The sequence below is a fragment of the Humisphaera borealis genome, assembly GCF_015169395.1.
Lineage (GTDB): Bacteria > Planctomycetota > Phycisphaerae > Tepidisphaerales > Tepidisphaeraceae > Humisphaera > Humisphaera borealis.
The window spans coordinates 2,786,032-2,810,129 of sequence record NZ_CP063458.1 but is presented as its reverse complement, the minus strand read 5'-3'; the positions used below and the strand labels follow the sequence as shown (position 1 = coordinate 2,810,129).

Sequence of the window (24,098 nt, the reverse complement as noted above, 5' to 3'; positions counted from 1 at the left end):
CGTGCGCTTTTTTTGACAACGGGCACTACAAGTGCGACTTTCGCTCCCATGGCTGAACCGATCGCTGATGTCGCCAAGCGCTCCGACCTGTTCGCCGCCGGACGAATCGCCGGGGGATACCTGCTGTTCGCGGCGCTGTGGATCCTGCTGTCGGACCGCGTCGTCGAGATGATCGTCCCGCCCGACCGGCTCGATCGCATCACCGGATTCCAGACGATCAAGGGGCTGACCTTCGTCACCGTGACGGCGTCCCTGCTGTGGCTGCTGGTGGTGCGCCGCCTGGCGCACACCCGCAAAGCCGAGCGCACCGCGGCCGATACCCAGCGACTGCTGCTGACGCTGGCCGACCACTTTCCCGGCGTGGTTTACATCCGCGATTCAACCCACCGCTTCATGCTGATCCGCGGCGACATGCCCGGAAGCGTGAAATCCGAAGAGATGACCGGCAACACCGACGAGGGACTGCATTCCCCCGAAACCTTCGCCCGCCTCGTCAAGCGGGACGACGACGTCATCGCCACCGGCCAGCCCAGCCAGCTGGTCGAGACCGTCAATATCGAGGGCGAGACGATCCACTACCTGGTGCATCGTTTCCCGCTGTCGAGTCCGACCGGCGAGCCCTGGGTGGCGGGGCTGGCCGTGAATATCACCGAACGGCAGCGGGCCGAGGACCGAATCCGCGAGATGGCCCGCGAGTTGGAACAGGCCAGCCGGATGAAGGACCAGTTCCTGACCAATCTTTCGCACGAACTCCGCACGCCGATCACGGCAATCCGCCTCTGGACTGAAGTCCTTCGCGACCCGTCACCGGACGACATGGCGACGATCCGCGAAGCCGCGATGATGATCCAGCACAGCGCGCTGACCCAGACACTGCTCATCGAGGATCTGCTGGATGTCACGCGTATCATCGGCGGGCGGCTGAAGGTGGAGTTCCGCCCGATGCGGCTCGACGAAGTGGTGGTCAAAACAGTCGAGTTGCTCGGCCCGATGGCCGAGGAACATCAGGTCACCGTCGTCACCGAGATTCTTGCCCCCACCCCGTGCCGCATGCTCGGCGACGCCCGTCGGGTGCAGCAGGTCATCTGGAACCTGCTGACCAATGCGATCAAGTTCTCTGAGTTGCAGGGAACGGTTTTCTGCCGCCTGACCCGCGAGGGGGACGACTGGCTTATTCGTGTGATCGACCAGGGCAGGGGAATATCCGCGCACCAGCTGCAACACGTCTTCGAGCGGTTTCAGCAGACCTCAGGATCGGATCAGCATACCGAAGCGGGGGTGGGAATCGGGCTCTCGATCGTCAAGCACATCGTCGAGGCGCACGGCGGCACCGTGACCGGCGATAGCGAGGGCCTGGGAAAGGGTGCTGTCTTCTCTGCGCGGTTCCCGGCGGCCACACAATCGGCGCTGATTCCCGGCGGCGGGGAACGGCTTCCGTCGTACGACGAAGACGACGACTCCTGCAACGAAGCGCCCGCAACCGCCGCCGAACCAACGCTCGGGCAACCCCTGCTCGCCGGACGTCGCATCCTGTTGGTCGAGGATGACCCCGACTCGCGTTCCGGCCTGGCGCTCCTCCTGGGCCGGGCGGGCGCGAAGGTGACCGCGGTCGAGTCGGCCGAGGCCGCCCTGGCTTTGAATGAGCCGTTCGACCTGCTCCTGAGCGACATCGGCCTGCCGGGCCGCGACGGGTGTGACCTGGTCCGGGAGCTTCGACAACGCGAGGCCTGGGCGCACCTCCCGGCGATCGCGTGCAGCGCGTATGCGCTGCCGGAAGACCGGACCCGCGCGCTGGAGGCGGGTTTCGACGAGTTTGTCACCAAGCCCGTGGAAGCCGACGAACTTATCCGCCTGATCGCCGACACGTCCGCCCGCCCGGCGTCCCACCGCTCCCCGACAATCCGCCGGCCGGTGCCGTCCGACGGCCAAACTGGCTGAAACTGCCGTATAATCCGACCCATGGCCGACTCCGACCGAGCTGCTCAGGACCTTCCGATCCGTCCCCGCCGCCTTCGCGCACCGGCGCTGCGACCGCTGCTGCAACGCGTCTCGCTGCGTCGTCGCGACGTGATCGTGCCCGTTTTTGTTCGCGAGGGCTCAGGGATTCGCCAGGAAGTGTCGTCGATGCCCGGCGTCTTTCAGATGTCGGTCGATGTTGCCCTCCCCTGGTTGGCGCAACGGGCTGAGGAAGGCTACGGCGCGTACCTGATTTTCGGCGTCGTCGATCGGGCGAAAAAGGACGAGCTCGGTTCCGCCGCGCTCGACCCCGACAACGTCGTCTGTCGCCTGCTGAAAGAGGCCGCCCGCCAGAAGCTGCCGATGGCCGGCATCACGGACCTGTGTTTCTGCGAGTATACCAGCCACGGCCATTGCGGACCGCTGACCTGCGGCGACCACCCGCCCGACGCGCTGACGACCGTCGACAACGACCCCACCGTCGCCCGGCTCGTGCAGCAGGCGATCAACCACGCCCGGGCGGGCGCGGCGGTGGTCGCACCCAGCGGCATGATGGACGGCACGATCGGTGCCCTGCGCAAGGGGCTCGACGCCGCCGGCTTCGCCGATGTCTCCCTGCTGGCCTACGCCGTGAAATACGCCAGCGCCTTCTACGGCCCCTTCCGCGATGCGGCCGACTCGGCCCCCAGTTTCGGCGACCGCCGAAGCTACCAGATGGACCCCGCCCGCGGCGTGGATGAGGCCGTCACCGAAGCCACGCTCGACGTCGAGCAGGGGGCCGACATGGTGATGGTCAAACCCGCCGGCGCATATTTGGACATCATCCGCGCCGTCCGCGAGCAGGTCCGCGTGCCGGTGGTGGCGTACCAGGTGAGCGGCGAATACGCGATGCTCGAGGCCGCTTCCCGCAACGGCTGGCTCGACCGCGATCGTGCGGTGGTCGAATCGCTCGTCGCAATCAAACGCGCCGGCGCTGACCTGGTGATCACGTATTACGCAGAACTGCTGGCGAAGCTGATCGAGAAGTAGTAGTAGTAGTCAGTAGTCAGTAGTCAGTAGTCGGAAGCATAGACTTGTCTGCCCACTGACTACTGACTACTCCCGCTTTTTGCACCTCCCCAGGCTTTGCTGCTTCGGGTTAGCTTCCGGACTGGCCATTCACCGGAGCTTGCCTCATGTATCGTTCTGCACTTGCCGTCGTCCTGTTTTCCGCTGCCGCGCCGATCGCGATCGCTGCCGACGCGAAAGATCCTGGCACCGCCCGTCCGCCTGAGACCACCGTGGGCCAGGACCCCAAACTGACCGAGCCGTTCGCGACCAAGTCGGTCACCAACCACCCTCAGGTCATCGGCTGGCCGGAAGGCAAGACGCCGATCCCGCTCGCCGGTTTCCGCGTGCAGGCGTTTGCCGGCGATCTGAAGAACCCGCGCTGGGCGTATGCGCTTCCCGACGGCAGCGTGCTCATCGCAGAATCCGACACGAAGAAGCCGATCAGCGCCAACCGAATCACCCGGCTGGTCGATGCCGATGGCGACGGCGTCGCCGAGACACGCTCGGTATTCCTCGACAAGTTGAACCAGCCCCTGGGGATGCTCGTCCTCGGCGACCACTTCTACGTCGCCAATACCGACAGCGTGATGCGCTACCCCTACAAGGCAGGCGCGGCGAAAATCGAGGGCGCCGGCACCAAGGTGCTCGACCTGCCCGCCGACGGCTACAACAACCACTGGACGCGCAACATCGTCGCCAGCCCGGACGGCAAAAAGATCTACGTATCCGTCGGGTCGGCTTCCAACGTCGATGAAAAGCTCGACCAGGACGCCAAAGAGCCCCGCCGGGCGGCGATCCTGCAATCCAACCCCGACGGCAGCGACATGAAAATCTTCGCCGCCGGCCTGCGCAACCCTGTCGGCATGGCGTTCGAGCCCGCCACCGGCGCGCTCTGGACGGCGGTCAACGAACGCGACCATCTCGGCGACGACCTCGTTCCTGACTACATCACCAGCGTGAAAGAAGGCGCGTTCTACGGCTGGCCCTTTGCCTACTGGGGTACGAATGAAGATCCGCGGCACAAGGGTGCCCGCCCGGAACTGGTCGCCAAGTCGGTCAAGCCTGACTTCGCGCTGGGGGCGCACACCGCCTCGCTCGGTTTGACGTTCTACACCGGCAGCGTCTTCCCCGAAGAGTTCCGCGGCGGTGCGTTCATCGGCCAGCGCGGTAGTTGGAACCGCTCGGAGATGTCCGGCTACCGCGTTCTGTTCGTCGCGTTCAAAGAAGGTAAGCCGTCCGGCGCGGTGCGCGATTTCCTTTCCGGCTTCGTCGCCGACGCCGAAAAGAAAACTGTCTACGGCCGACCCGTCGGCGTCATCGCAATGACCGACGGTTCAATCCTGGTCTGCGATGATGCGGGCAATAGCGTGTGGAGAGTGTCCGCGGTGGCGTCTGCGAAGTAGCGAGTAGTAGTCAGTAGTCGGTAGTCAGACAAGAATCCGTTTTTCGTCTGACCACTGACCACTGACCACTGACTACTGACTACTGACTACTGACTACTGACTACTATTTCTCCAGTCACACCGCCGCGTGGGGGTGGACGAGCATTTCCCGCTGGTTCAGGCTTCGCAGGCGGTTGATCGACGCCAGGTACGCCAGCGCGCTGGCTTCCAGGATGTCGGTGCTTCGGCCGCGGCCGCGGATGCGCTTGCCGCTGTGTTCGAGCTCGATCTGCACTTCGCCCTGGGCGTCTTTGCCCTTGGTGATGGCGCGAATGCGGTAATCGACCAGCTTCACCTCGATCTTCGTCAGCCGCTGGATCGCCGAGTAGATCGCATCGACCGGGCCGTCGCCCACGCTGGCATCGGTGACGGTTTCGCCGGTGCTGTCGCGCAGGGTGACGGTCGCCGTCGGCGTGGTGTTCGATCCCGCGACCACCTGCAGGCCGGCCAGTTCCCACAGGCTCGCCGACATGTCGAGCGACTGGTCGATGATCGCTTCGATGTCTTCGTCGAAGACTTCCTTCTTCTTGTCGGCCAGCGCCTTGAACTGCACGAACGCCGACTCGATCTGCTCGTCGGTCATCTTGTAGCCCAGCACGGTGACGCGGTCGCGGAACGCGGCCCGGCCGGAATGCTTGCCCATGACCAGCACGTTGGTCGGCAAACCGACCGACGCCGGGTCCATGATTTCGTACGTCTCGCGGAACTTCAGGATGCCGTCCTGGTGAATGCCGCTCTCGTGGGCGAACGCGTTCTGGCCGACGATCGCCTTGTTCCGCTGGACGGCCAGGCCGGTGAGCGTGCTGACCATGCGGCTGGCGGGGAAGATCTTGGTGCTGTCGATCTTCGACCCGATCTTGTACACGTCGCTGCGGGTTTTTAGGATCATCACGATCTCTTCCAACGCGGCGTTTCCGGCGCGCTCGCCGATGCCGTTGATCGTGCATTCCACCTGCCGTGCGCCGTTCTCCACCGCCGACAGCGAATTGGCAACCGCCAGCCCCAGGTCGTCATGACAATGGGCCGACAGGATCACGTTCTTCTCTTTGATGATGGGCAGCTTCTTCAGCAGATGGCTGAAGATTTCGCCGTAGGTCTTGGGCGTGGCGTAGCCGACGGTGTCGGGCAGGTTGATCGTGGTCGCACCGGCTTCAATCGCGGCGTGGACGATCTCTTCCAAAAACTCCAACTCGGTCCGGCTGGCGTCTTCGGGGCTGAACTCGACGTCCTTTGTGTACTCCAATGCCTGCTGGATCGACCGGACCGAAAGCTTCAGGATTTCTTCCTTCCCCTTGCGCAGCTTGTGTTCGCGGTGGATCTTGCTGGTGGCGCAGAAGACGTGGATGCGTCCCTTCGCCGCGACCTTGACCGCCTCGCCGGCCCGCTCGATGTCCTTGGGCGCGCAACGGGCCAGGCCGCAGACCGTACTTTTGGTGATCTCCGACGCGATGATACGGACCGATTCGAAGTCCCCCTCGGAACTGATCGGGAATCCCGCCTCGATGATGTCGACGCCCATGCCTTCGAGATAGCGAGCGATTTCCAGTTTTTCCGGCTGGGAAAGGGTGGCGCCGGGGGATTGCTCGCCGTCTCTCAGGGTGGTGTCGAAAATGCGCAGGGTTTCCATGGCGGACTCCAGATCGGTTCGAACGGTGTTCGAACCTGGGGCAATCAACTCTCAACCGCGGGTGGCGACGTGCGTCGCCGGTGAAAAAAAGAACCCTGCGGTCGGCGGGCCGATCGCAGGGTCAGTTGCTTAGCGAAAAGTCGTCTAAGCCCTACGATCGAACGCAACCAAGACCAAGGCCCGTAAGGGCCGGCCGAAGTTCCGTAAGTCGCAGGGCGTCGCGGTTCACAGGCCGAAGTAAATCAAGCCGGGTGGTGAAAGTCAAGTTGAAAGGGGGGGAAGCCGCGACGAGTGGCAAACGGTGAGAGCGCGAGAAAGGTCCGCGAGCGCTCCGCTTCGCGTCGCGGCTACTGACCGCTAGATTTTCATAGCGCGCAACCCCTTGCGCCCTCTGCGGATCGATGGTAAATCCGCGCCATGCGAAAGAAAGGAACACGCCAGGAGTGGGATCGGGTCCGGAGCATCGCGGCCAACATGTTCGAGCAGGATCGCGAGCCGGCCGAAATCGCCAAAGACCTTGGGGTCGACGACCAGACCGTCCGAGCCTGGCGGCGGGCATACCGCAAGGGCGGCCGTGACGCACTGGTGTCGCGCAAACCACCCGGACGCCCGTCGCGGCTGAATGAGGCCCAGCGTAAGACTCTTGCCGGGTTGCTGCTCAAGACGCCCAGGGAGTGCGGATTCGACAAGTATCTCTGGACCCAACAGCTGATCGCCGACCTGATCGAGCGTGAGTTCCAGGTGAAGTACCACCACGACCACATCGGCGTCATGCTGAAAGACATGGGCTTTTCCCATCAGAAGCCCCAACGTCGGGCACGCGAGCACGACCCGGTGAAGGTGGCCGCCTGGCGGGCGGAGTTCTGGCCGGAACTTCTAAAAAAGTATCGAGTCCGGCGGAGTGATTCTGATGGCCGACGAGGTCGGCTTCATGATGACGCCGAACGTCAAGAAGACTTGGGCCCCGATCGCTCAGACGCCGGTCGTCGCCTACCGCAATCGGCGGCAGCAGAAAGTCAGCGTGCTGGGGGCCGTGGTCTTGCACGCCGCCACGGCGAAGATCGATCTCGTGTGCGACTTCCATCCCGACAGCTACGTCCGCGGCGAGCAGGCGGCGGCGTTCCTGCACCGCGTGCTTGTCGAGTATCCTGACAAAACGATCGATGTGGTCTGGGACAACCTCTCGGCACACAAGTCGCCAATCGTGAAGGAACTGGCGGCGGAGTACCCGCGTTTAAGATTGCACTATCTGCCGACCTACGCGCCGCAGCTCAATGCGGTGGAAGGCGTATGGAGCCTGACGAAGTACCACCGGATGGCGAACCACACGATTGGGGAGTTGGAGAAACTTCACGCCGAGGCCAAGCGACACTTGGACGACGTAGGCGGCAATCAGGCGTTGCTCCGCTCGTGCTTCGAAGGCGCGGAACTCGCGCCAAACTTATCCAGCGCTCAGTAACCTTTAGATCGAGAACCGCGTACCTGCCGAAGATTCCTCTTGTAGTGGATTTGTCGAACCGTACAATATACGAACATTATCGTTGGGGTGTACGGTTGGTCAACCTTAAAATCGGATGACCGAAACGTCCGCGTGCCCGTTACTCGCCACGGCTTTTGAGTCGGGGAAGGGGTTGTCATGCACTCCTCTGAATCACGCGTCGAAACGCCCGGTGAGCCAATGCAGGTGGCGTCCCGGGTTTGTTCGGCAGAATGCGTGTTGCCCACGTCGGCCGAATTTCGGGTTCGTTCGGCCGAATCTTTGTCTGCCGCCAACTCAAGAGGCGATAGACGCTTAGACATGCTTCAGGGTGCCAATCGGGCAGATGGCTTGGGTTCGTTTGGCGGAACAGCTCGCCGGTATTGCTGGGGACTTCTCGGGTTCGTTTGGCGGGGTCGACTGGGCCGATGTCGACCTCCGCCTTGGGTTCGTTTGGCGGAGAACTGGAGTGTGCTGTCCGCTGGGAATGCTGCGCCCCAGCTTGGTGCCGGCGGAAGAGCCGAGCTGGAGCTCGGCGTTCCCAGGTACGGATATCGGCTCAGGTCGGTATTCCGCGGGGGCCGTCTATCTATAGAGGTGCCGGTTCGTGCCGGAGGCCGACCCGTGATGAATACTTACGGTCGACTACGGTAAGCTTTCGCCGGCCGTGATCGATCATCGCGGCGGGTTCGGGGGTTGTGAGTTCTTTTGAGGCGTTTGCATCCATGACTTTGCTTTCCGGCAAGATCGTCAGACTGGTTGTCCTGCTCGGCTTTAGCGTCCCGGTGGGGGCGGCGGTTAGGCATGAGCCTGTGCAACCGAAGCCGGGTGTGCCGGTTGTTGTCTCCGCGGAACTGGCCGCTGGCACCACCAGCGCCGTCCTCAAGTTGCAAGCGGTTGCGCCGGGGAAGTACGTGCGCAAATCCGACCCGGCGTACGAGCAGAACTGGACCGACCTGCCCCTGCGGGACGACGGTAAGGACGGCGATGCCAAGGCCGGCGACTCGGTCTTCAGCGTGCGGGTGCCGGAAACCTGGCAGAAGCATCGCTGGCTGGTGCGCTATCGGATCGTCGCGAAGGACGCTGCCGGCAAGGCGATGCAATGGCCGGCCACCGACGACACCTGTCCCAACTTCGCCTGGTGGTGCGATGCCGGCCCGGCGGCCTGGGCGGGGGCGATCGATCCCCGCAAGTCTCCGGTGATGCAGTTCTCGCCGGCGTTTCTGGGCACGCTGCAAACGTTTCACCTGCTCGCCCGTGCCGAGGACGTCGCCAAGAGCCAGTGGGACGGCAACTTTCACAAGCAGAAGCAGCAGGGCACCCTGGTGTACCGCGGCGTAGTCTACGACCACATTCAGTACAGCAATCGCGGGCAGGGGAGCGCGCACATCAGCGGGAAGAACAAGTGGGGGCTGAACTTCGCCAAGGGGCACGACCTGCCGTTCGTCGATCACAACGGGGTCGCGTTCCCCGATGAGGTCAAGAGCCTGAACCTGAACCCCGGCGGATCGACGCCTTACCTGCCGACACTGCGCGGCATCACCGGGCTCGACGAGGTGATGTCGATGCGGGCGTATCGGCTGGCGGGCGTTCCCACGCCGCCGGCGACGTGGGTGCAATGGCGCGTCGTCACCGGGGAACACGAGGTGTCGCCGAAGGACCAGTACGCCGGCGATCTGTGGGGCGTCTACGTGGTGCTCGGCGAGATGGAACCGAAACTGCTCGCCGACCGCAAGCTGCCCAAGGGGCTGACGGTCAGTACTCAGAGCGGCATCAAGGAGGCGCCCAAAGGAATGCCGGAACCCCAGAAGGAATGGGAGAAGTTCCTGAACGGCATGCGGTCTAACCCGAAGGAGGACTGGTGGCGGCAGAACCTGGACCTTCAGACCTACTTCAGCTTTGCGGCGATGAACCGCCTGCTGGGCAACGTCGATCTTCGGCCCGACGGCAACCACGGCTACTACCGTCATCCCGACGGGCGCTGGGCGCCGATTCCCTGGGACAACGACATGATGTTCGTCCCAAGACATCACCAGCCGGGCGTTATCGACGCCAACAACTGCCTTCAGCACCCGGCGATCGCGCTGGAATACCGCAACCGCGCCCGGGAGATCCTGGATCTCTTCGCCGGCGACGCGACGGCGACCGGCGGGCAGGTGGGGCAGCTGACGCGCGACCTTGCCGCGGCCCTGGCACCGCCGAACCATGCCGTCGACTGGGCACGGCTCGATGCGGCGGTGTGGAATCAGCACCCGCGCATGAACCAGAAGGGGTCGTACTTTGTGAACCCCGTGGAAGGGGACCACTTCGGCGGGCGCTGGAAGCGAACGCTCGCGACCAACGATTTTGCCGGCTTCGGCAAATACCTGATCGACTTCTGCACCGACTCGCGCCCGACGAAAAACTATGCCCCCAACGACGGCGACCAGCGCGGCTACGGCTGGGGCTACCTGGCGCACGAAGCGAAGGACGACAAGATCCCCGCAACGGCGAAAGTCGAACAGTTGGCCGGCAACGCCCGGCAGTTCAAGGCGACGCCGTTCGCTTCTCCGGCCGGCAAGACGACCGCCGCGCTGGAATGGCGTGTCGGGCGGGTCGGCAAGATCGGCTGGTACGAACTGGCCGAGCATTGGCGCGGAGAAGTCGTCGGCGGGGCGGAGGTGAGCGTTCCGCAGGACGTTTTCCGTGAGCCCGGCGTGTACCGCGTGCGTGCCCGCTATCGCGACAACACCGGCCGCTGCGGCCACTGGAGCGCGGCGGTGGAGGTGAACGTGAAGGGGTGAGTGATGGCGGCAGGTGCGGCAACGATCTACGTATCAGGGCACGTGGGCGGCCGGGTTGATCGGCATCTGTCCTGCGTCCTTCCCGCACAGCGTTCGAAGCATCATTCGCCGGGTGGGGCGACACCGACAAAGTACGGGGAGTGCAAGGTTTCTGCCGATGCCCAGAAGTCGGGAATTGCTCTGGAAGAACGGCGTCAGGAAGGCGGTCACGCCGGCGTAGTACGCGATCGACCATCGCCGGTTCAGGCTGTGCCGTCGAAAGGCCGTCTGCACGGAAGTCTCTTCGCGGATCGCGAGCGACAGCGACTGCGCGTCCTGCAACGCCAGGTTGACGCCCTGCCCGAGGTGCGGGCTCATCGCGTGGACGGCATCGCCGATGAAGACCACGTTGCCACGCCAGCTTCGTCGAAGATGCACATGGCGGTAGGTGACGAACCGCGTCGCGTCGAACGACCGGATGCGATCGAGCAGGGGCTCGGCGATGGGTGCCAGCCGCAGAACATCGTCGCGCCACCGACCGAAGCCGCGCCGGTGCAGTGCGTCGATCGCGTTGCGGTGCATGCCCCAGAACAGGCTGCATCGGCCGCCGCCGACCGGGAGGAGGCCCATCAGTTGCTGCGTGCCGTGGGCGATCTGGAACAACTGTCGGCGGACGGGGGCGACATCGGCCACGGTCCAGAGTGCGCCGTAGTCGTACTCGATGACGTGTGCGTGGAGGCCGGCGGACTCGCGCAGCACCGACCGCGATCCGTTGGCGGCGATGACGAGGTCGAACGGGCCGTGGGACTGGCCGCGGGCATCGACCGCGGTCGGCCGGTGTTCGATGTCGCGAAGGCGGACGATCTTCGTGTCGAGCATCAGCCGCACGCCGGCCGATTCGAGTTGTCCGTGCAGAAGGGAGAACAGGTCGCCGCGGTGCAGTCCGGCGCCCGTCACGCCCGGGTGGAACTCGCCGTATTGGAGGCGGACCAGGTCGCGGCCGGTTTCGGTGACGGCATGGATCTGGTCGATGGGTTCGACCTTCGGCAGCAGGGCGTCGAGCAGCCCCATCTCGGCCAGCACCCGCTGCCCCGACGGCTGGAGCAGCACGCCTGCCCCGACGGGCCCGACATGATCGGTCTGTTCGAACAGGGTAACGCGATGCCCCTGCCCGGCGAGCATCAGAGCCGCGGCGGTCCCCGCGATCCCGCAACCGACGATGCCACAGTCGAGCGTCCGGTTCATGGGCGTGTGGTTTTTGGAATGGTCATTGGTCCCTTGTCAGTTGTCAGTTTTTACTTGTTACGGAGCCGCGTGTCATTCTGCGGGATACGCGTGATCCAGTGAGACATTTGCGGTGCAACGATGATCGTGTCCGGAATGGTTAACCGCGACGCGTAGCGGAGGGCGCGATCCTACCCGTGCATCGTGGTTCACCGGACGATCGAAACACCCAGCCGGAAGCGGTTGGTCGATTCGTTGTAGTCGAGCAGGCTTTCGCCGAAGCCGGTGAAGTACTGGGCGTGGAGGTAGAGGTCGACGTTGTCGTTGAAGAATTTGCGCATCGGATAGCTGAGGTCGAACTGCACTGACCCCTTGTCCCAGTCGTCGCCGACCCGCCCGATGACGGCCAGTTGCAGGCCGTCGCGCTCGCCGACGACCGCCTTGAGATCCACGTGGCCGCGGTAGTCGGCGATGTCGTCGTTGGTAGCGTCCATGCCGAAGACGTAGGTGTAGATCTTGGGCGCGAAGGTGAAGAACAGGCCGTCGGTTTCGCCGAGCGTGATGCTCGGGCGGATGTACGCGACGTTCAGGCTTCGGCTGTCGGCGCCGTCGCGGCCGTTGCTCTCGTGGTTGATGCCCAGTTGCAGGCCCAGTCGCGACACGACTGAATCTTCGATCCGCCAGTCCTTGGCGCTCCAGAGAAGTTCCGGGCGGTAGCTGCTGTCGAGGAAAGGCGCGCTGTCGCCTTCCAGATCCCAGAATGAGGTCTGGCTGTAGGCGAGCTGGAATCCCGAGAGCGGCGGGAACGCCTGCGACCACGACCCTTCGGGGTTGAAGATCTGGTACTTGAAGCTGACCTGGAACTTGGCGTTGGGTCGGTCGGGGCCGGCGACGAAGTAGATCGGCTCGTGGGCGCTGAACCGGGGCAGGATCGCCTCGGCGATGCCGGAATCATTGGGCGGCAGTGCGGGTTCGTTCGGCAGGGTTTCGCGGCCGAGACCGAACGTCGGCTGGGTGGTTCCAACGGTACTGCGCGTGGCGGCGACGGCGTTGGCGGGCGATTTAGCAATGGTCAGTGCCGTCCGGGGAGAGCCGGGGGACAAGAGCTCGACGGCGACGGTTCCCGCGGCGTCGGCCGGCACCGGCAGGTCGTAGTTGACCGCCCGGAATGCGCCACCGGCGACGATAGAGGAGCCCTCGTTTCCCCGGCGGGTCAGGACGGCGTCGATTGTTGTATCCCGCGCCAGCAGCCGGGCGGCGATGGTCGCCGGCGGTTCGACCGCGGTCGGCTGGCGGCCGGTATTCAGGAAGTAGACGGTCAGCGTCGCAGGGGTTCCCGGCGGCGGGTCGGTCGCGGGGGCGGCGACGGTGGTCACCACTTGCGCGTGCGAAAGGGAGGTCATCAATGAAATCGCCATCAGCACGATCGGAGCGAACAGTCGCGGCATGGCAAACCTCTGCCGTTGGGGACAAAGCGGGGTACAAAAAGAAAACGACCGCGGACGATCGTCCGCAGGTCGTGTATAGCCTGAGCTCGCTGAAAGCGGACCGGGCAATGTCCGCGGAATTGTGCGGGTGTGGCTGGGGCGGCGGTTGTGCGGCGGGCGAGCCCGCCGGCTACACGGGAAATGCGATATGCCGCGTGCCGGCATGCGGCGCGGACCTACTTCGCCGGTTCGATGGTTACGGTAAGCCCCTTGCTGGTGAACTGCTCCTGATAGAGCTCAGCGCGTTCTTTGTGCGTGGTGAGCAGGAGCGACACGCCAGACTTGTGAGCCTCGACGGTGCGTTCCTCGGCGTCCTGGACGTTAAGCGGCGTGAGTTCGACGATCGTCTCGATGACGAAAACGACGTTGTTCTTGTCGTCGTTGTGAAGCAGCACTTTCCAGAGTGGGAGGAGGCCCGGCGGGTTCTTCCGGGGGGTCGGCTTGGTCTTGCTCTTGGGGGCAACGGTCGCCGTGGAGCCGCCCTTGTCGCCCCCGGCCGATTCCTTTTCGTCCTGCTTGCTTTTCTCGGCCATGACACGAATCTCCAAAGATCGGACCCGACCAGGCCTGCAGACCCATCCGAAATGAAGGATGGATCCGGTCGGCCGGAGTCGTGGACGGGGAGATTATATCGCCTCGCCGCAGAACACCAATGGATTTGTCCTGCGAGTGGGCATGGCGGGAGTGACCATTTTTCCGGGCGGCAATTGTGGTGCGGGCTTTCAGCCTGCATTTCCGCCGCACAAACGCCGTTTGTTCCCTGCCGCCCGGACACTGGTCACGCCCGGCGCGGCAGACGACTGTTTCGGTTATTTGCCGTCGGGTGCGCGGGGCACGCGGAGGATCATGCCCAGCCGCAGCCGGTCGGGGTTCTCGCCGATCGCGGCGCGGTTGGCTTCGTAGATCGCATCGCACATCCGCGGGGTGCCGTAGAGCTTCATCGAGATGCGATACAGGCTGTCGCCGGTATCGACGCGATACTCGGTGCGGCTGTCGACGGGGCGGTTGTCGCCTTCGTGATTGAACGGGCCGGTGCGAGTGCGTGTGGCACGAGCCTCGGCGGGCAGTTCCGGCAGGATGATCTGCTGTCCCGGCTTGAGTCGCATCGTGTTGACGTTCGGGTTGGCCTGCTCGATCTGCAGGTAGTACTTCTCGGCACCGTAGGCTTGTTTCGCGACCGACGAAAAGGTGTCGCCCTGGCGGATGACGTAAGGCTTGCCGGTGGCGGTGGAGAGCAGGCCGCTAACCTGTGCCGGGCGCGGGGCGATCGGCTCGACGTTCGTGACCTGGCGGATGGGATCGGCGGTGACCGACGGCGGGGGCGTATGGTTCAGCGCCGCCGACGACACCGGCTCGCGCCGGCCCTCGGCGAGCAGCGAATCCCAGTTGTTCGTCGAACGCCTCGGACCGCCGACCGTTGCAGCCGGCGGCGCGGCGGGTGTATTGGCGGGGCGACGATCGAACGGATCGGCGGCAGGCTTGGGTTGGGCAGTCCCCTGCGCGACCGGCTGCAGCGGAGGGAGGATGACGGTCGATACCTTCGCCCCCCCGACACCCGTAACGGCAGGAACGTTGGCGACGGGTGGCGTGGCAGAACCGTCGCTGACCGCCACCGGCGTACCTTCAACTTCGAGGTTCGCCTGGTTCTCCGTGTGATTGCGGACCACGAGGAACGTGACCGCGAACAGAAGGGCGAGCGCACCAATTCCGAGACCGAGACGTAGGTCCTGCGCATGTCGGGCATCCTTTCCCGTAGGCGGATGACTTTCGGCACGTGCGTGCCAGATCCGCCTGCTTAGATTTTCGACCCGCGAAGCGATCCCTCGCTTCGCAACGGACGGCGCGGGCCTACATGCCCGCGCCCCTCCCCGGCAGCCGTCAGGTCGTCACGGTTGCCGTGCCCCGGGCCTTGGCCGGAGCGTCCTCCGCCTTGCTGCCGACCAACAGGATCGGCGACGCAATGGCGATGGAGGAGTAAGTTCCTGCCAATATGCCGACGAAGAGGACGAATGTAAAGCCGTGGATACCCTCGCCACCAATGAAATACATGATCGCCACGGAAATGATGGTCGTTCCGGCGGTCAGCAGCGTTCGCGACAGCGTCTGATTGACGGCGTCGTTGATCACCGTCGCGCTGACGTGGCCGTACTTGCCGCGGATTTCGCGGATGCGGTCGAACACCACGATCGTGTCGAGCATCGAGTAGCCCATGATCGTCAGAATCGCCGCGATCAGCGTCAGGTTGATGCGGAACGGCTGAAGCTGCAATGCCTCGCCGAGCGCGTTGCCCGACAGCAGGTGGGCAAAACCCAGGGCGGCGAAGCAGAACAGCACGTCGTGGATCAGTGCGAACACTGTCGCGGTGCCGTACTTGAGATTGCCAAAGCGAACCCAGATGTACGCCATGATGAACACCAGCGACGCGATCAGCGCGATGGTGGCGTCCTTCTTGGTGTCGCCGGCGACCGATGCGTTAACGTTTTTGACCTGCTGCAGCTGCGGCGGGCTGGAGACGGCGACCTGCGCAAGTTCCCACAGCGGCGAGACGAGGTTGGCGCGCCACTTGGCTTCGTCCTTGCGGGCATCGACGTTCTGTTCGCTGGTCAGGAGGATCGCCTCGCGGACCGGCTGGTCGCTGCCGCCGACGCCGACCACCGTGAAGTCAGACGTCACCGTCATGTTGCTGCCGCCGGTGTGCACCTGCAGCTTCTGGCGGTTGATGCGGGATGCGATTTCGGACGCCTTGATCGGGGGGTCGAGCTGGCGGAGCACGATCGCCGCACCGCCGACGTACTGACGGGCCTGTTCGGGGATCGCGCCGCCGGGCCAGACGGTCTTGCTGCGTTCCAGCAGGTTGTCGGGGGTGATGGGGATGACGATGGGCGTGGTCGGCTGCGAGGCCGCTTCGGTCCAGGTGCGCGACGCGAAGGGAACTTTCTCGATCGACTGGCCCAGCCCGAGGAACTTGCTCGGCAGGTCCGCCTTGAGGTTGTTCCCGACCGCCGACAGCACCGCCTCGCGGACCTTGATTGCGTCCGTGCTGGCGGTGGTGACTTCCCACGTGCGGCCGTCGGTACCGACGCGCACGACCTGCGGTGCCGGCAGACCCAGCGGGTTCTTCTTCTCCTGGTCGGCCATCCAGCCGCGGACAGTGGACTGGTCCTTGGCTTCGGTGGTTTCGAACGTAACGGCGGTGCCGCCGGCGAACTCGATGTCCATCACCTGGCCGCGGCCAGCGTAAACGCCGAACAGGATGCAGCCGGCGACGATGAACACCACGCTGAAGATCGCGAAGGGGGGAACAAGCTTGGTCCAGCGGATATTCGGACGAAGCATTTCGTCCCACTTGGGGATCGACAGCGGCAGGCTGCCGAGCTTCTTCACGCCGAACTTGTCGATCAGGACGCCGAAGATGGTGCGGCTGACGTAGAGCGACGTGAACAGGCTGGCGACGATACCGATGATGAGGGTGATGCCGAAACCCTTGACTTCCTCGGTGCCGAACATGATCAGGAAGAAGCTGGTGATCAGCGTCGTCATGTTCGAGTCGAGAATGGCGCTGAACGCGCGGTCGTAGGCATTGCGCAACGCCATGCGGATCGGCAGGCCGCGGTGTTGTTCTTCACGCAGGCGTTCGAAGATCAGCACGTTGGAGTCCACCGCGCCGCCAACGGTCAGGATGATCGCGGCGATACCGGGGAGCGTGAAGGTGGCATTGATCGCGGCCATCGCGCCCAGGAGGATGACCAGGTTCATCAGAACGCCGATGAAGGCGACCAGTCCCGCGAGGTAGTAATAGGAGACGAGGAAGATCGCGACGATGACGAGGCCCAGGCTGCAGGCGATCAAGCCGCTGCGGAGGTTGTCTTCGCCGAGCTGGGGTCCGACGGTGCGTTCGAAGATGGGTTCGTCATCGAGCTGGGCGGGAAGCGAGCCGGCCGACAGCATGCTGACGAGGTACTCGAGTTCCTTGGGTGCGAAGCCGCCCTTGCCGCCGCCGGTGATGGTTCCCGTGCCGCCGGTGATGGCGCTGTTGATATTGGGGGCGCTGATCAGCCGACCGTCGAGCATGATCGCCATCGCCTTATTGACGTGGCGGCTGGTGAGGGTGCCGAAAAGCTGTCCGCCGAGGCGGTCGAAGCCGAATCGGACGGCGCGTCCGCCGCTCTGAGGATCGACTTCAGGGCGTGCGTCGACCAGTTTCCAGTCGCCGCTTTCGCGGTCGAGCGAGTCGGTGCTGCGAACCGAGGCAAGCACCCACTGGCGGCCGTCGTAGGGCACCATGCGGCCGCCGCCCTTGAACTCTTCGGGATTATCGACTTCGAACCAGCGGTAGTTGTCGCCGGGTGCGCCCCGCGGGCCGAACTTCTGGAGCTGAACAACCCAGTCCTGGTAGCCACCGGGGTGCTGGGCGTCGGTGAGTTCCTGCGCCGAGAGATCGGGCAGGATGTGGAACTCGAGAAGACCCGAACCGCGAAGCAGACGCTTGAGGTCGGTCGCGCTTTCCAGGCCGCCGCCGGCTTTGGCGATCGCGTCGGCAGCGGAAACGTAGGCGTCTAGAGCGGCGATACGCTGCGCATAGGCAGCGTCGGCGGTCTTGATAGCGGCGAGTCGCTCTTTCCGCTGGGCGTCGGACTTGAGCGAGACCAGGCGGGACAGTTCCGCCAGCGAGCGGTTGGTCGCGGTCAGATCGTCCTGAAGGGAATTGAACTTTCTGTCTGCGGCCTCGCGGTCTTCGCGAGCCTTGCTCGCGGCGGCCAGCATCTCTGCCGTCGCCGGCTCGCCGGTCTTTTCCGTGTGCTCGCGCGACACCTGGCGGGCGGCGGCGATGGCGGCATCGGCCTGGCGGATGGCGTCGTAGGCGGCGGCCAGGTCGAGCAGGATCTGCCGACGGGCCGAGCTTCCCTTGCTCAGTTCGTCGAGCTTGGCGATCGAACGAGGGGCAGCAGATGGAGCCGTGGTGGGAGCAGTCGCCGGTGCGGTCGTCGCCGACGCAGCGGGCTCGCCGCCGCGTTCCACCCAGACCATCGCTTCGCTGATTCGGACGTTGGTCGCTTCCAGCTGTGCGCCGGCGTCTTCGAGCGCCTTGGTCCGGCGGGCGTTTTCGCTGCTGGCGCCGCTGAGCGGCATCTGGATTTCCAGCTTGTTGGGGTTCTGCGGACGCCAGATCAGGTTGAGCACGCCGTTGGGGTCGACACGCTTCTTGAGCGCCTTGGTGACGTCCTCGGCGAGCGTCGGCGACGGCGAGCCGCCTTCGGGGACCTTGATCTCGTACAGCAGGCTGGTGCCGCCGACGATATCGATGCCGGGCTTGAGGTTGAGCTTCTGCGACAACGGGACGTTGCCGTTGAACGCAACCCCTGACGGATTGGCCAGTGACGGCCAGAAGATCGCCACCAGCGCCGCCAGCAGGACGAAGAGGATCAGCGAAATGCGGCCGGAGTAATTCTGCGACATAACCACTCAACTTGAAGAACTAGGATGCGGAAATCAGGGTCGAAGGACGAACAGGTGGGACGAGGCGGGCGTGAAGGCCGTGCCCGGATTCCGTCTGCCACCTTCCTCGTTACGCCTCCGGGACTACAGCTTGGCCGCCGGTGCGGCCTCGGCCTTTTCCTCGCCGACGACGCGGAAGATGGCGTTACGGCTGAACCAGATCTTGGTGTTGGAGCTTTCGTCCACCTTCAGCAGGATCTTTTCCTTCTCGACTTCGACGACCTTGCCAAGGATGCCGCCAATGGTCTGCACCCGGTCGCCGCGCTTGATGGCATTGAGAAGATCCTTTTTCTTGGCGTCCTCCTTGCGCTTGGAGCGGAACATGAACACCCACAACAGCAGGATGATCACGAAGATCGGGAACATCGGCGTTTCGAGCAGGCCCACCAGGAAGGGCTTGGTGGACGGGCCGGTGGCCTGCGCGACAACGCCCCAAGGCGAATTGCCGAACAGGCTGGTAAAGGAGACGACAGCATCCGTAGCGATCAAACCGTTCACCGACAGACTCTCCGTTTCTTGCAGACCTCGCCGGGCGGGTCGGCGCGGACGCCGTGCCGCGCGTGCGACGGTCTGGGACAATCAAACTGTGTGGGGACAAAAACGATCGAGCCCGAGACGAAAGCGCCGTGGCACAGACATCGTGTCTGTGGTGGACACAGGACCAGGTGACCTGTGCAACGGCGCCCGATGTCATCGGGGGCTCGATCGTTTACACGTCCTCCGCCGGGGCTGCCGGTCCGAGCCGGCAGCGTGGGTCGTTTTCTACAAACCGGGTGAAGGTTCCGTCGGCAAGGGATTGCCTCAGGTCTGCCATCAGCCGTTGGTAGAACCGAATATTATGCAGACTTACCAGCATGGGGCCAAGCATCTCGCCCGCGAAAAAATAGTGGCGGATCGCGCCGCGGGTGAAGGTGCGGCAGGCGTAGCAGTCGCAGCCCTCCTCGATCGGGCCGGTATCCTTCGTGAAACGGCTGTTGCGGATGCGGATGGCGCCGGCGGCGGTGAAGGCGTAGGCGTTGCGGCCGTTGCGCGTGGGGATGGTGCAATCGAACATGTCGATCCCCGTCAGCACCGCCGTCACGATATCCCTCGGGAAACCGACGCCCATGAGGTAGCGGGGCTTGTTTTCCGGCAGCATCGGGGTGACGAACCCGAGGACCTTCTTCATCGCGTCGAACCCCTCGCCGACCGCCAGTCCGCCGACGGCGTATCCGGGGAAGTCCATTTCGATCAGCTTCTGAGCGCATTCCCCGCGAAGGTCTTCGTTGACGCCACCCTGGACGATGCCAAAGAGCCCCTGTTCGGTCGGCCGCTGGTGGGCGACCTTGCACTTTTCGGCCCAGCGGAGGGTGCGATCGACGGCGCGGCGCTGGACTTCCCACGGGGCGTCGCCGGGCGGGCATTCGTCGAACGCCATGATGATATCGGCGCCTAAGTCGTTTTGTACGTGGATGCTGCGCTTCGGCGTCAGCTCGACCATCGCGCCGTCGATGTGGCTTTTGAAGACCACCATCTCGTCGGTGACCTTGTTGATGTCGGCCAGCGAGAAGACCTGGAAACCGCCGGAGTCGGTCAGGATCGGCCCCGGCCAGGCCATGAACCTGTGTAGGTCGCCGAGGGCGGCGACGGTCTTCTCGCCCGGGCGAAGCATCAGGTGATAGGTGTTGGCCAGGATGCACTGGCTGCCGGTGGCGGCGACGTGGTCCGGTAACAGGCCTTTGATCGTTCCTTGCGTGCCGACGGGCATGAAGGCGGGGGTATCGAATGCCCCATTCGGGGTGGTCACGCGCCCCAACCGCGCCCCGGAAAGAGTGTCTTTACGGATGAGCTGATAGCGGACGGGAACATCGGAAACCGGCGTCATGCGTGACGCCTTGTATGTCCCGAACCCTTCCGACTCAAGCTCGCGCCTGTCGAAACGTCGTCCTGACACCGGCAGGCCGTCCGTTATCGGACGAGAAAGAACTGGTTTGGACCATGCGTATCAAGACCCTTATCGCCGCCGCCCTGGCCGCTTCGACCCTTATGTCCGCCGTCCCGCTGCAGGCCGGCTACAGCTACGGTACTCCGCGTTTCACAGATCGCGGCCCTTCGCCGCGGGAGGACTACCGTCAGGACTATGGTCGCGACAGCCGTTATGCACCGCGGATGTTCCGTCTTGGCGCGGTATCCACCTGCGGGGACGAATACCAGAACGACGTCTTCGAAGTTTGCGATCGGCAGCGTTACACCGCTGTCGTGTTCAAGGTGGAACGCGGAGCTGTGGCGATCGACCGGATCCGTGTCACGTTTGGTGACGACTCTTCGTTCCTGCCGGAGACAAAGGTCGTATTCAACGAAGGCGACCGAACCTGCCGCATCGACCTTCCCGGTTACGCCCGGGAGATCAAGCGGATTCGCATCCGCTACCAGTCGCTGACCCGTGGCGTTTCGATCATCGAGGCGTATGGCGTTCCGGCGAACTGATCGCCGGCCGTCGGATCTTCATACAGCACTTGTTGCCACGCCACCCGGAGAAGAAGATGCCCGTCTCCTCCGGGTGGCTTGGGCGTGACCATTTTTCCGGGCGGTATCGAACAAACGATGTTTGTGCAGCGGAGATGCAGGCTGAAAGCCCGCACCACAATGGCCGTCTGGAGAAATGGCCACACCCGGTGGCTTCCAGCGACGAAATTTTTCATTCCATGTTCGGTCGCCGTCGTTAAACTTCCGGACGGAAGACCCAACCAACTTGCGGAGTAAAACCGATGAATCGCGCTCTGGCTTTCATTCTCGCCCTCTCCACCCTCCCTGTTGCCGGCTGTTTCGATACCAAGTCCGGCGGCAGCTCGAGCGGCCGCTACGACGACCGCTACAACGGCAGCTATAACTCCGGCCAGCCGACACGCTACTACAGGGAAAGTGATCTGGTTCGCATCGGTACGTTCCAGGCGAACGACAAGAAAGAGAAGAACCAGCTCCTGGAAATCCGCGGGAAGCAGCGCTTTAAGGGCATTCTGTTTGAAGTCGATCGCGGCGAAGTGATCGTCGAGAAGATTCGCGTGACGTTTGAGGACGACTCGGCGTTCGAGCCGCAGACGTCGTCGCGGTTTCGCGACGGCGAACAGACCCGGCTGATCGACCTCCCGGGCAACGATCGCGACGTCAAACGCGTTCGCGTTCACTACCGGTCCGTCTCGGGCGGCAGTTCAGTGATTACCGTTTTCGGGTTGCCGGCGCACCACCGGTAATCATGGCTGCCAGCCCAGTCGGCGTCGCCAACTGGGCTGGCTCTCTTTTGCCGCGCGTTCCGGGCGTATGACGGCGGTAGATGGTGGGGGAGCGAAAGCCAGAGCGCAGAATCCCTATCAGCCGACGCTGGCCCGGGGCCGTAATGTCAGGCCGATGCAGAGATTGCAGAACTTGAAGGGGACCTTCAGCGGGAAAAAGCTGCGCTGTTGAGGCTCAAAGTAGGGCGCGAGTTCGGCTTGAATTTCGTCCGGAAGATTGATGTGTTCCCGTTCGATGAACCACTTATACTTCTGGCCGGGGTACCGTTTCTCGAAGATCCGCTGCGCTGAGATCTTGCGGCACACGGAGTATGCCAGGCTGCCTTCACAGGGGATGACGATCTGAAACACACCGGTCTGCTTGTTGCAAAGGCGGTACGCCTCGCGGATGGCGGCGGGCAGGTTCGGTAGATGCTCCAGAACGTGGACCGCGAGGATGCGGTCGAAGTAGCCGTCGTCAAAATCGAGGCGTTCCTGGCAGTCGCCGGTGATCGACTGGATGTCGGGGTATTTGCGGGCGATCTCGGCCGACATATTCTGCCGGAGTTCCAAGGCGTAGTAGTTTTTGCGCTGTTCCGGCGTGAGCTGCTCGTGCTCCAGGTGTTCGCCGAGGCCGGCGCCGATTTCGAGCGTACGCGTGAATTGCTTTGGTGCGTGCCAGACGGCGTAGCCGTGGTTGAACCGTTCGACGACGCCATACTTGCTGGGCAGCACCTCATGCCAGGCCTTCATGAAGTCATCGCTGATGACCTGCTGCTCAGGCGTTAGGGGCGGAAAGGTTTTGGGCCACTTGGATGCGACGGCAGCCGGGCGGGTGTTGGTATCGGCAATCTCTCGGTGGATCACGTTGCCATTCAGAAGCCTAGCCGGTGCAAGAGGCTTCACCGGCGATAAAGCGGGGGAGTCGTTTTCCGGAGAGATCGAGCCGGTGATTTCGTCGGAGGTTTGGAGGGTGGAGAGTGGTATAGGATTACTCACTGCTGAACTGGATTGCATCGGTCACGGGAGTTCTGTGATCGCCCCTGAACCGGACCATCTGGTGACACTCACTCTGGTGACACACCGTCCCAGCCGTTCAGTGAACGACCTTGGCACTGGAAGGCGATCCGGCGAGTGCTGGTTGAGCGGCGGGCGTCTGATCGACGGCGTCATCATACCGCATAAACCGGATGCGTAGGAGCTCTTTCGCGTTCTTGATCGTTCCGCCGATGGGGTTGTACCGGGTGTCGCCGTCGTCTGCCCAGCGGACGCCAACCTCGCGGATACGCATTCCCTGCTGACGGGCGAGTCGAAGGATTTCGACATCGAACATGTAGCCGTCAATTTTTTGCTTGCTGAACAGCGAGATCGCCGCCCGACGGCTGAAAAACTTGAAGCCGCACTGCGTGTCGTTAATGCCGTAAAGCCCTACCAGTCCACGCATAACGATCGCAAAGCCCTTGGATCCCATGCGGCGGTAGAGCGGCTGCTGCTTTTCGATCAGGGTGCCTTCGGCGCGTCGCGACCCGATGACAACGTCGTAACCCTGCTTCAGGAAGGGCATCATCCGTTCGAGCTGGTCGATGGGGGTTTTGTAATCCGCATCGACATTGCCCACGTACAGACCCCTGGCACGCAGCATCCCTTCGCGAACGCCACGACCCTTGCCACGGCGTTCCGGCGAACCGATGACGCTAAGCCGCGAATCGGTCAACGCCATTTCGGCGACGGCCTCGCGGGTGCCGTCGGTGCCGTCGGCGGAAACGATGATCTCGTAGTCGTAACCCTTGGCGTCCAGATAGGATTGCATGTCTCGAAGCGTCTGCCGAATCCGCTGTACCTCGTTGTAAGCGGGAACGACGATGCTGAGTAAGGGGTGGCCCAGCGGACCTGACATAAAGCTTGCTCCTTCGGCGGGTTGTAGCCTTGCAGCGCGGGTGCCTGCGGGTTCTTCGCGGGCAGTAAAAGGCGTCGCACCGAAACGTCCCAGCACGTCCTGGAGTCGCCCGATCCTATCTCCTTATCGGACCGATCTTCTCGCGTGCTGGATTCCTGAATGATTCCAATAGGTCGGAAGTACGACTTTAAGGTCGGGTGGTTGGCACGATTGTATGGGATTTGCTGGATCGTTCAAGAAGTACCGACCGTCTTCACAGGTTCAGACGCCACCACGGATCGTGGCATTACACCGAACGCCACCGTAGGCCGTATACCGCAGATGTCGCCCGGCGCACAACGGACAACCTGCACGAAATGGGTTCCCCCGGCGGCTCAGGTACTTCCCGGAAGTTGAGCCGGTGTCCTTCTGCAGGCGGGGAACCTTCGCAAA

At 63.6% G+C, this 24,098-nt stretch carries 17 protein-coding genes and 1 pseudogene; 8 read left to right on the top strand and 10 right to left on the bottom strand.

The window, feature by feature from the left end:
• The first annotated feature begins 48 nt into the window (after positions 1-48).
• The 3 genes from IPV69_RS10485 (at position 49) to IPV69_RS10475 (ending at position 4,409) form a co-directional block, all read left to right on the top strand.
• Positions 49-1,938, top strand: a complete 1,890-nt coding sequence (locus IPV69_RS10485) for a hybrid sensor histidine kinase/response regulator (RefSeq protein WP_206295061.1) — start codon at positions 49-51, stop codon at positions 1,936-1,938.
• A 21-nt stretch (positions 1,939-1,959) separates the two neighbouring features.
• Positions 1,960-2,985 (top strand): porphobilinogen synthase, encoded by a 1,026-nt coding sequence (gene hemB / locus IPV69_RS10480; protein WP_206295060.1) that lies wholly within the window; start codon positions 1,960-1,962, stop codon positions 2,983-2,985.
• 146 nt (positions 2,986-3,131) lie between these two features.
• On the top strand, positions 3,132-4,409 hold the full coding sequence (locus IPV69_RS10475) for a PQQ-dependent sugar dehydrogenase (protein WP_206295059.1): 1,278 nt from the start codon (positions 3,132-3,134) through the stop codon (positions 4,407-4,409).
• 115 nt (positions 4,410-4,524) lie between these two features.
• Here the strand turns inward: IPV69_RS10475 and IPV69_RS10470 are convergent, their stop codons facing one another.
• On the bottom strand, positions 4,525-6,075 hold the full coding sequence (locus IPV69_RS10470; RefSeq protein WP_206295058.1) for a 2-isopropylmalate synthase: 1,551 nt from the start codon (positions 6,073-6,075) through the stop codon (positions 4,525-4,527).
• Positions 6,076-6,492: 417 nt separating this feature from the next.
• On the opposite strand from IPV69_RS10470, the pseudogene IPV69_RS27915 reads away from it, so the two are divergent.
• From IPV69_RS27915 to IPV69_RS10455, 3 genes and pseudogenes are all read left to right on the top strand, one after another.
• A pseudogene (locus tag IPV69_RS27915) lies at positions 6,493-6,876 on the top strand (helix-turn-helix domain-containing protein); the annotation flags it as partial.
• A gap of 109 nt (positions 6,877-6,985) precedes the next feature.
• The gene (locus IPV69_RS10460; protein WP_241179935.1) at positions 6,986-7,534 is read left to right on the top strand and encodes an IS630 family transposase; all 549 of its coding nucleotides are present in this window, start codon (positions 6,986-6,988) and stop codon (positions 7,532-7,534) included.
• A 743-nt stretch (positions 7,535-8,277) separates the two neighbouring features.
• Complete coding sequence (locus IPV69_RS10455; RefSeq protein ID WP_206295057.1) at positions 8,278-10,335, top strand: CotH kinase family protein; 2,058 nt, start codon at positions 8,278-8,280, stop codon at positions 10,333-10,335.
• Positions 10,336-10,368: 33 nt separating this feature from the next.
• On the opposite strand, the gene IPV69_RS10450 is transcribed toward IPV69_RS10455, so the two are convergent.
• The 7 genes from IPV69_RS10450 to tgt all read right to left on the bottom strand — a co-directional run bounded on the left by IPV69_RS10450 (position 10,369) and on the right by tgt (position 20,385).
• Positions 10,369-11,559, bottom strand: a complete 1,191-nt coding sequence (locus IPV69_RS10450; protein ID WP_206295056.1) for an FAD-dependent oxidoreductase — start codon at positions 11,557-11,559, stop codon at positions 10,369-10,371.
• A gap of 188 nt (positions 11,560-11,747) precedes the next feature.
• The gene (locus tag IPV69_RS10445; RefSeq protein ID WP_206295055.1) at positions 11,748-12,986 is read right to left on the bottom strand and encodes a phospholipase A; all 1,239 of its coding nucleotides are present in this window, start codon (positions 12,984-12,986) and stop codon (positions 11,748-11,750) included.
• A 215-nt stretch (positions 12,987-13,201) separates the two neighbouring features.
• Complete coding sequence (locus IPV69_RS10440; RefSeq protein WP_206295054.1) at positions 13,202-13,558, bottom strand: ATP-dependent Clp protease adaptor ClpS; 357 nt, start codon at positions 13,556-13,558, stop codon at positions 13,202-13,204.
• Between the two features lie 276 nt (positions 13,559-13,834).
• On the bottom strand, positions 13,835-14,692 hold the full coding sequence (locus tag IPV69_RS10435; protein ID WP_206295053.1) for a LysM peptidoglycan-binding domain-containing protein: 858 nt from the start codon (positions 14,690-14,692) through the stop codon (positions 13,835-13,837).
• 211 nt (positions 14,693-14,903) lie between these two features.
• The gene (gene secD, locus IPV69_RS10430) at positions 14,904-18,482 is read right to left on the bottom strand and encodes a protein translocase subunit SecD (protein WP_206295052.1); all 3,579 of its coding nucleotides are present in this window, start codon (positions 18,480-18,482) and stop codon (positions 14,904-14,906) included.
• A gap of 123 nt (positions 18,483-18,605) precedes the next feature.
• A complete protein-coding gene (gene yajC / locus IPV69_RS10425) occupies positions 18,606-19,019 on the bottom strand; it encodes a preprotein translocase subunit YajC (RefSeq protein WP_206295051.1) in 414 nt (137 codons plus the stop codon).
• A gap of 211 nt (positions 19,020-19,230) precedes the next feature.
• Positions 19,231-20,385 (bottom strand): tRNA guanosine(34) transglycosylase Tgt, encoded by a 1,155-nt coding sequence (tgt, locus tag IPV69_RS10420; RefSeq protein ID WP_206295050.1) that lies wholly within the window; start codon positions 20,383-20,385, stop codon positions 19,231-19,233.
• Between the two features lie 113 nt (positions 20,386-20,498).
• On the opposite strand from tgt, the gene IPV69_RS10415 reads away from it, so the two are divergent.
• Positions 20,499-20,987, top strand: a complete 489-nt coding sequence (locus IPV69_RS10415) for a hypothetical protein (RefSeq protein ID WP_206295049.1) — start codon at positions 20,499-20,501, stop codon at positions 20,985-20,987.
• Between the two features lie 281 nt (positions 20,988-21,268).
• The gene (locus tag IPV69_RS10410) at positions 21,269-21,751 is read left to right on the top strand and encodes a hypothetical protein (RefSeq protein ID WP_206295048.1); all 483 of its coding nucleotides are present in this window, start codon (positions 21,269-21,271) and stop codon (positions 21,749-21,751) included.
• Positions 21,752-21,868: 117 nt separating this feature from the next.
• Here IPV69_RS10410 and IPV69_RS10405 read toward each other — a convergent pair whose 3' ends face one another.
• Positions 21,869-22,636 (bottom strand): class I SAM-dependent methyltransferase, encoded by a 768-nt coding sequence (locus IPV69_RS10405; RefSeq protein WP_206295047.1) that lies wholly within the window; start codon positions 22,634-22,636, stop codon positions 21,869-21,871.
• A 229-nt stretch (positions 22,637-22,865) separates the two neighbouring features.
• Positions 22,866-23,666, bottom strand: coding sequence for a dolichyl-phosphate beta-glucosyltransferase (locus IPV69_RS10400; RefSeq protein WP_206295046.1), 801 nt, complete (start codon positions 23,664-23,666; stop codon positions 22,866-22,868).
• Positions 23,667-24,098: the final 432 nt, after the last annotated feature.

Bases quoted from the DNA above. Each gene is read 5' to 3' on its own strand.
- IPV69_RS10415 (WP_206295049.1), top strand. From the start codon at position 20,499: ATGCGTATCAAGACCCTTATCGCCGCCGCCCTGGCCGCTTCGACCCTT.
- IPV69_RS10410 (WP_206295048.1), top strand. From the start codon at position 21,269: ATGAATCGCGCTCTGGCTTTCATTCTCGCCCTCTCCACCCTCCCTGTT.
- IPV69_RS10460 (WP_241179935.1), top strand. From the start codon at position 6,986: ATGGCCGACGAGGTCGGCTTCATGATGACGCCGAACGTCAAGAAGACT.
- tgt (WP_206295050.1), bottom strand. From the start codon at position 20,385: ATGACGCCGGTTTCCGATGTTCCCGTCCGCTATCAGCTCATCCGTAAA.
- IPV69_RS10445 (WP_206295055.1), bottom strand. From the start codon at position 12,986: ATGCCGCGACTGTTCGCTCCGATCGTGCTGATGGCGATTTCATTGATG.
- IPV69_RS10400 (WP_206295046.1), bottom strand. From the start codon at position 23,666: ATGTCAGGTCCGCTGGGCCACCCCTTACTCAGCATCGTCGTTCCCGCT.
- IPV69_RS10470 (WP_206295058.1), bottom strand. From the start codon at position 6,075: ATGGAAACCCTGCGCATTTTCGACACCACCCTGAGAGACGGCGAGCAA.
- secD (WP_206295052.1), bottom strand. From the start codon at position 18,482: ATGTCGCAGAATTACTCCGGCCGCATTTCGCTGATCCTCTTCGTCCTG.
- IPV69_RS10485 (WP_206295061.1), top strand. From the start codon at position 49: ATGGCTGAACCGATCGCTGATGTCGCCAAGCGCTCCGACCTGTTCGCC.
- hemB (WP_206295060.1), top strand. From the start codon at position 1,960: ATGGCCGACTCCGACCGAGCTGCTCAGGACCTTCCGATCCGTCCCCGC.
- IPV69_RS10475 (WP_206295059.1), top strand. From the start codon at position 3,132: ATGTATCGTTCTGCACTTGCCGTCGTCCTGTTTTCCGCTGCCGCGCCG.
- IPV69_RS10455 (WP_206295057.1), top strand. From the start codon at position 8,278: ATGACTTTGCTTTCCGGCAAGATCGTCAGACTGGTTGTCCTGCTCGGC.
- IPV69_RS10450 (WP_206295056.1), bottom strand. From the start codon at position 11,559: ATGAACCGGACGCTCGACTGTGGCATCGTCGGTTGCGGGATCGCGGGG.
- IPV69_RS10440 (WP_206295054.1), bottom strand. From the start codon at position 13,558: ATGGCCGAGAAAAGCAAGCAGGACGAAAAGGAATCGGCCGGGGGCGAC.